Origin of the sequence: Thalassobacillus cyri (assembly GCF_900107755.1) — a bacterium.
Lineage (GTDB): Bacteria > Bacillota > Bacilli > Bacillales > Halobacillaceae > Thalassobacillus > Thalassobacillus cyri.
Genome location: NZ_FNQR01000007.1, coordinates 199339 through 205578, shown reverse-complemented (window position 1 = coordinate 205578; position 6240 = coordinate 199339). Strand labels below are relative to the sequence as shown.

6 protein-coding genes are annotated in these 6240 nt (G+C 42.8%); 4 read left to right on the top strand and 2 right to left on the bottom strand.

Features of this window, described 5'->3' with window-relative positions; translation table 11 throughout:
* Window positions 1-823: 823 nt before the first annotated feature.
* The 4 genes from BLV00_RS10725 to BLV00_RS10710 all read left to right on the top strand — a co-directional run bounded on the left by BLV00_RS10725 (window position 824) and on the right by BLV00_RS10710 (window position 4706).
* Window positions 824-1021 (top strand): DUF2188 domain-containing protein, encoded by a 198-nt coding sequence (locus tag BLV00_RS10725; RefSeq protein WP_093044972.1) that lies wholly within the window; start codon window positions 824-826, stop codon window positions 1019-1021.
* A 190-nt stretch (window positions 1022-1211) separates the two neighbouring features.
* A complete protein-coding gene (locus tag BLV00_RS10720; protein WP_093044971.1) occupies window positions 1212-2432 on the top strand; it encodes an NAD(P)/FAD-dependent oxidoreductase in 1221 nt (406 codons plus the stop codon).
* A gap of 199 nt (window positions 2433-2631) precedes the next feature.
* Window positions 2632-4131 (top strand): alkaline phosphatase, encoded by a 1500-nt coding sequence (locus BLV00_RS10715; protein ID WP_245728943.1) that lies wholly within the window; start codon window positions 2632-2634, stop codon window positions 4129-4131.
* A 122-nt stretch (window positions 4132-4253) separates the two neighbouring features.
* Window positions 4254-4706 (top strand): hypothetical protein, encoded by a 453-nt coding sequence (locus BLV00_RS10710; protein WP_093044970.1) that lies wholly within the window; start codon window positions 4254-4256, stop codon window positions 4704-4706.
* Window positions 4707-4737: 31 nt separating this feature from the next.
* Here the strand turns inward: BLV00_RS10710 and BLV00_RS10705 are convergent, their stop codons facing one another.
* Both BLV00_RS10705 and rarD read right to left on the bottom strand, forming a co-directional pair.
* On the bottom strand, window positions 4738-5115 hold the full coding sequence (locus BLV00_RS10705; RefSeq protein ID WP_093044969.1) for a PH domain-containing protein: 378 nt from the start codon (window positions 5113-5115) through the stop codon (window positions 4738-4740).
* Window positions 5116-5186: 71 nt separating this feature from the next.
* The gene (gene rarD, locus BLV00_RS10700) at window positions 5187-6086 is read right to left on the bottom strand and encodes an EamA family transporter RarD (protein WP_093044968.1); all 900 of its coding nucleotides are present in this window, start codon (window positions 6084-6086) and stop codon (window positions 5187-5189) included.
* Between the last annotated feature and the right edge of the window lie 154 nt (window positions 6087-6240).

The window sequence follows — 6240 nt, the reverse complement described above, 5'->3', positions numbered from 1 at the left end:
TTTAATAATGTGTAGTTTTTCTTCGGGGGTATACTGGCTCATAAGAGCACCTCCTATTGTCAGATGAGTGTCCAACAATAGGGGTGCACTGCACTTCGCCTTTGCGGGATCTCACCGCTCATGTTCCTCCCATAGGTCTTTGAATAAGCTTCTTGAAAAAACACCGCACGAAGAAAATGCGTAGCATTTTCGAGGAGTCTCGCAATTTCCCGGACCTCCTTGCGTTTATAAGAGAAACGGAAACATCGGTAAGCAGAATCATTCAAACATAGTAACAGCTACAAAAAGGGCTTGTTTGCTGATTCATTGGGCCTTGTCATTCAGTGAATGTAGAAGATATTTTCTTACAACGTAGGGTTACATCAAAAAATGGATAGGGTGGCGGGGAAACGGTGAGACTCCCGTGGGAGAAGGAGCGAGGCAAGACCCCACAGAGCTTTAGCTAGAGGAGGCTTGCCAGTTCCCCCATAGGAAAGAAATGAATGCGTAATCGCCTTGGGAGACACGACACGCATAAGCAGAACAGCAAAAGGGAAGGGCTCTTTCTTCCCGTTGATGGACTGCTTATGTCGCGAGTGTCTAGGCGATAAAGCTGGAAAGCGAATCGTTTTTCACCCTCCCTTCAGCTTGACTCGGCATCGGACCCAGAGTATCTCGAAATCAAGTCTTCGGCTTTTCAGCCATATAATTGAATTGAGATTGTTATGGAAAATCGACAACAACGTTTAACAGAGCCTATATTTTCAGATAAAGCTGGTGATGTTTTACAGAAGAACAAAGCGGGAACATAGGTAGCAAGAACGAAGGAAGAGGAGTGTATAACATGAAACAATATAGTGTAGAACCTAACAAAGATGTAACAGGCTGGTTTGTAAAAATTGAGGATACAGCTCCGACAGATTTATACGATGAAAAATCGGTAGCCATTGAAAAAGCAGAACAAATGGCGCAAGAAAATAAGCCAAGTAAATTATCCATTCAGGATGAATATAAGGAAGTAATCGAAGAGAGAACGTATTAATACGACAAGCCTCCGCATCTGTAAATTGCGGAGGTTGTTTAGTACTTCAAGAAAGTATAACTTTGTTAAAAATAAAATTATAAGAAATACTAAGTCATAAATAATTGGCGACAAGCAAGTTTTTCTAATAGCGAAAGTCTTCAAATTCACCTATCCTTAAATAAGATTAATGGTGAAAAGGCGGGATAGGATGAACCAAGCTGACTATGATGTCATCATTGTAGGAGCAAGAGCATCGGGAGCGAGTCTTGCGATATTATTAGGCAGACAGGGGAAAAAGGTGTTATTGATCGATAAAGCATCATTTCCCAGTGATACACTATCTACCCACCACTTGTCACATCTTGACTATTTAAGACAATTGGGTGTATTGGAAGATGTGGAAAAGGGTGGACTGAGAAAAATAACAAGAATGCGGACCTACATAAAGGACAGTTTGGTCGAAGGCCCACGGACAGCATATACGCTGGCTCCTAAACGGGATTTTCTCGATTATATCCTGATTAAACAGGCGCTGGATAATCCGACAGTAGCGTTGAGGGAACAGACTCGGGTTACCGGGCTCGTTTGGAACTCAGTCCGGGTTTTTGGCGTGGAAGTTGTCGGTGAAAGTGGGAGAAGAGAAAACATTCATGCTCCTATTGTAGTAGGGGCAGATGGGATGCGGTCAAAAATAGCCGAATGGGTGGGTGCTGAAAAGTATAACGAACTTCCAGCCCTTAGACCGGTATTTTACGGATATTATCAAGGGATAGAACCGCTGGAGGAGCCTGCTACAGAAATTTTTCTCCAGGACGGTAGAATCGGGTTTTTGTTTCCGATGGAACACGGGAGAGATTGTCTTGGTTTAGAGATACACCCGGATGAATTCAAAGCATTTGCCGGTAAGCCGCAGAAAATGTTTGAATATCACTACCAGCAATTTTATCGAATGGATAATAGAATGAAGCATGCTAAATTGGAGGGACGTCTAACCGGAAGTGCAGGGGTCGAAAACTTTTTCCGGACTCCTTTTGGTAAAGGATGGGCACTAATAGGAGATGCAGGTCATAGTAAGGATCCGAGCACAGGTCTTGGCATCAACGACGCCTTCCTGCAGTCATTCTTATTAGCGGATGCGATCGAACAATATAGTGGCGGAGCTGATTGGGACAAAGTGATGAGTGAGTTCCATCAAAATCGGGATCAACAGTTAATGCCTTCTTACGAATTGACCCTGGATTACATACAATCGCTCCGGCCCTGGTCATCAAAGGAAACAGCTTATATGAATACCATGGCTGCAAACCCGATTGTCTGGAACAAAATCACCCCACATCTTCCTGAATTACTGGAACATCACTCAAAAGATACGCCGATTTTATGGCAAGCGATTAAGCAGGAAGCGGAAAGCATGATGACTGATGAATAATTTATACTAAAAAGTCCTTTCAAGTGAAGGGACTTTTTTGTGTTATTCGTAGATTGAAAAGTTGGCATTCTAGTAAATAGGTAGTGTTTTTAGAGTTATGTTTCAGTTTCAAGGGGCCATTGTTGACGATTCTATTACCTATTATTTACACTGAATTTACATTCAAAATTTTACAAAAAATCCAAGTGGAGGGGATATTATGTCGATCAAGAAGAAATTATCAGCTGTTATAATAACAGGTATCATCATTTCTGGAAGCGCTCTCGGGTTTGCTTCTGACACACTTCCTTTTTCGATTACAGCAGATAGTGAAGAAAAAGAACAAGTAGAGGTAAATAAGAATTCTCCTAAGAATGTCATTGTCATGGTTGGAGACGGCATGGGTTTAGGGCAGATGGAAATTGCCAGGTTGCTGGAAGGTGGGAAAAACGAAGAGCTTTACATGGAATCTTTAGAAAATGTAGGCTTGCTGCGTACATATTCGGCTGACAACTTTGTTACTGATTCGGCCGCAGCCGGTACAGCAATTGCTACTGGAAATAAAACTTATAACGGGGGCATCGGTGTAGATGCTGCTGGAGAAGAGGTTGATAGTATATTAGATTTATATCAAGATGCTGGCAAAAAAGTAGGCCTCATTTCAACGAATACAGTAACAGATGCTACACCAGCGGCTTTTGGTGGCAGCGCTGCGGACAGATGGTCAGGCCAGGAGGAGATTGCGCGGCAAATGCTTGCAAACGAGTATGATGTATTACTGGGCGGTGGTAAGAATTACTTTAGTGCTGCCCGCCAGGAAGGAAACGGACTGATCGATGACTTCCAATCAAAAGGTTATGAATATGTCACCGATGAAAGCAGCCTTGAAGCAGCAGGAACACCAGATAAATTACTAGGTTTGTTCAACGAATCTTACATGAGCTATAAGACTGACCGTGATGAGCTGAACAGTGAGGAGCCAACCTTAGAAACCATGACGAACAAAGCTTTGGATGTACTATCGCAGGATGAAGATGGCTTCTTCCTGATGGTGGAAGGTGCTCGTATTGACCATGCTGCCCATGCTGCTGACGCGACTGGGGTATGGCAGGAGACAATGGAATTCGATCGTACCGTTGAACAAGTGGTGAAGTGGTCAGAAGAACGTGAGGACACATTGGTTGTTGTTTTGGCTGACCACGAGACAATGGGGATGTCAGCGACTGAACCAATGGATATGGAGGCATTGAAAAATATCGAAGTTTCTCCGGAATACATGGCACAGCAGCTCGAGAAAGATGAATCGTCAGGGACATTCACAGTTGAAAGTGTAAAACAGGTATTCAGCGAACATGCTGCTATCGACTTAACAGATCAAGAGGTTGATGAGTTCCTTTCAAATGTGAAAGACAATGATGGGGAAGTTTATGCAGCTTACCGTGTCGGTTGGGAAATAGGCTCCGTGATTGCTGATCATTATAAAGTCGGTGCAGTAGATACCGATATTCGTGCTGAAAGCGATACAGGCGGCCATACAGGTAATATGGTGCCGGTGTTTGCTACGGGTGCAGGAAGCAAAGACTTTGAAGGGGTATTGGACAATACAGAGATTATCAACTTGATTGCCAATTCCGTAAAGCCCGAGAAAGAAACAGGTGAAGGTCACGAAAATAGTAATGGTAAAGGGCATGAAAAAGGAAAAGGGAATGGACATGAATAATCTATGAAAATAGTAGAAGGATCGCCCAAATTCAAGAAGGGTGATCCTTCTTTATAGTCGGAAAATAATGTTAATATAAAGATAGAAAAGCTGCAAATTAGGGAAAGGGAGGTCGACTGAATATGTGGACCAAAGATTCAGCGTATGAAAAAATGCAGGAAATTTATACGGATAAAGTCATGCAGGAAGAAAAAAGAAGGGTTTTCCAGCAAGTTTATAGTCATCTGCTTGCCCATCTGGACGATTTACAGGCAAGGAATGGATTGAAAGAAGATGTAGTAAAACAATTGAAGTTATTCAAAGAATATACCTTCATGCCAGGTGACAACCTTTTCCAATCAATGCGCTATGTATTCTTGATAGCAAGAGGAGAGCGGATGGAGGACAGGCAGCTCACCCAGCAGCATGTGCAAAGAATTCACAGGTCATTATTCAAGCCGGCAGGCCTGAAAACTCCGCAGATTCCTGATTCTTTTTGGCAGACTCCACTCGGGGTTGCTTGTCTGGTGGCGGAAAAAGGAATAGAAGCCGCTTATCCTGTACTGGATGAAATTATAGAAGTAGAGCAGACATAGAAAAAGCACAGGATATGCTCCTGTGCTTTCTTTATTGGGTTACATATTCTGCGATTGCTTGCTGGATATCATAGATGCTTTTATCTTTGCGGAACTGTTTCGATATCGGTTCCGAGGTACTTGAAATCCAAATCTTCAATTCGGCATCAAGGTCAAATGTGCCGGCTGTTTCCACACTGAAATGCGTGATGGATTTATAGGGAATCGAATGGAACTCAATTTTCTTACCTGTCATTCCCTGCTTATCTACTAGAATCATACGTTTATCCGTGAAAATCATCATGTCCCTTAAAACTTTATATGCTTTCTCAATTCGTTCATTAGCGGTGACTACTTTCTCGAGTTGTTTTTCGACGTCCTTCATATCAACTTCAGAAGCATTGCCCATTAATTCATCTAACAGCCCCATCATTCATTGCCCCTTTCATTAAATAGAAGTTCTTGACTCCATCCTACCATATCAAATACCAGAGGGCATTGCTAAGCGGCTTGATCATACTTACGCAGTCGCTTGACCCTGGAATAAGTGTAAATCAAGAGACCAGACCATATCAATAAAAATGAAACAAGATGAACTTTAGTGAATGGTTCATTATATAAAAATACTCCGATAAGCAGCATGATCGTAGGAGCTATATATTGTAAGAAACCTACCATGGATAGAGGAATCCGTTTCGCTCCGCCGGCAAAAAGCAATAGTGGGATGGCAGTAGCGACACCTGCTCCGAATAGTAACAACGACGTCAGCGATATCCACTGGATTTCTCCCCAGTTTCCCTGAGGCAGGCTAACCAGATAGATAGCTGCGATAGGAGTCATAATCAAGGTTTCAATGGCCAAACCGAATATGGCATTCAAATCGACCGTTTTTTTCAATAGACCGTATACTCCGAAGCTGAACGCCAATAATAGGGCAAGCCATGGGACTGAACCGAAATTGATGGTCATATAGGCAACCCCCGCCACAGCAAGCATGAACGCTAACCATTGTGGTCGCGTGAAGGTCTCCTTGAAGAAAATCATGCCAAGCAAAATACTGACCAAAGGGTTGATATAATATCCCAGGCTGGCTTCTACGACGTGGTCTGTGTTGACCGCCCATATGTATGTCAGCCAATTGATACTGATGGCAATCGAGGCAAACGTAATACCCAGAGAGCTTTTTCTATTCTTTAAAGTTCTCCGTACCTCCGCTTTGAAAGCTGACCATTTGCGTAAAATCAGGACTACACCTGTCATAAAAACAAACGACCAGACGATCCGGTGGCCGAGGATAGCCAGCGGTGGGACTTCCTGGACAAGCTTCCAATAAATAGGCAGGAATCCCCATAAGACATACGCCCCGCCTGTATAGATAATGCCGAGTTTATTTTCTTCCATTTAGATCAACCCCCTTAGCAGCTCATTATCTTACCACTATAAGGGAATTTAGTATAGTAAAGCAATGGTATTTTTGTGTGAGGGTTACCGGGAGAGTGAGATACTCATATACTTGATATAATCTTATAAATCTCTTGAAGTGGCTCCCTAATTG

Bases quoted from the DNA above. Each gene is read 5' to 3' on its own strand.
- BLV00_RS10725 (WP_093044972.1), top strand. From the start codon at position 824: ATGAAACAATATAGTGTAGAACCTAACAAAGATGTAACAGGCTGGTTT.
- BLV00_RS10720 (WP_093044971.1), top strand. From the start codon at position 1,212: ATGAACCAAGCTGACTATGATGTCATCATTGTAGGAGCAAGAGCATCG.
- BLV00_RS10715 (WP_245728943.1), top strand. From the start codon at position 2,632: ATGTCGATCAAGAAGAAATTATCAGCTGTTATAATAACAGGTATCATC.
- BLV00_RS10710 (WP_093044970.1), top strand. From the start codon at position 4,254: ATGTGGACCAAAGATTCAGCGTATGAAAAAATGCAGGAAATTTATACG.
- BLV00_RS10705 (WP_093044969.1), bottom strand. From the start codon at position 5,115: ATGGGGCTGTTAGATGAATTAATGGGCAATGCTTCTGAAGTTGATATG.
- rarD (WP_093044968.1), bottom strand. From the start codon at position 6,086: ATGGAAGAAAATAAACTCGGCATTATCTATACAGGCGGGGCGTATGTC.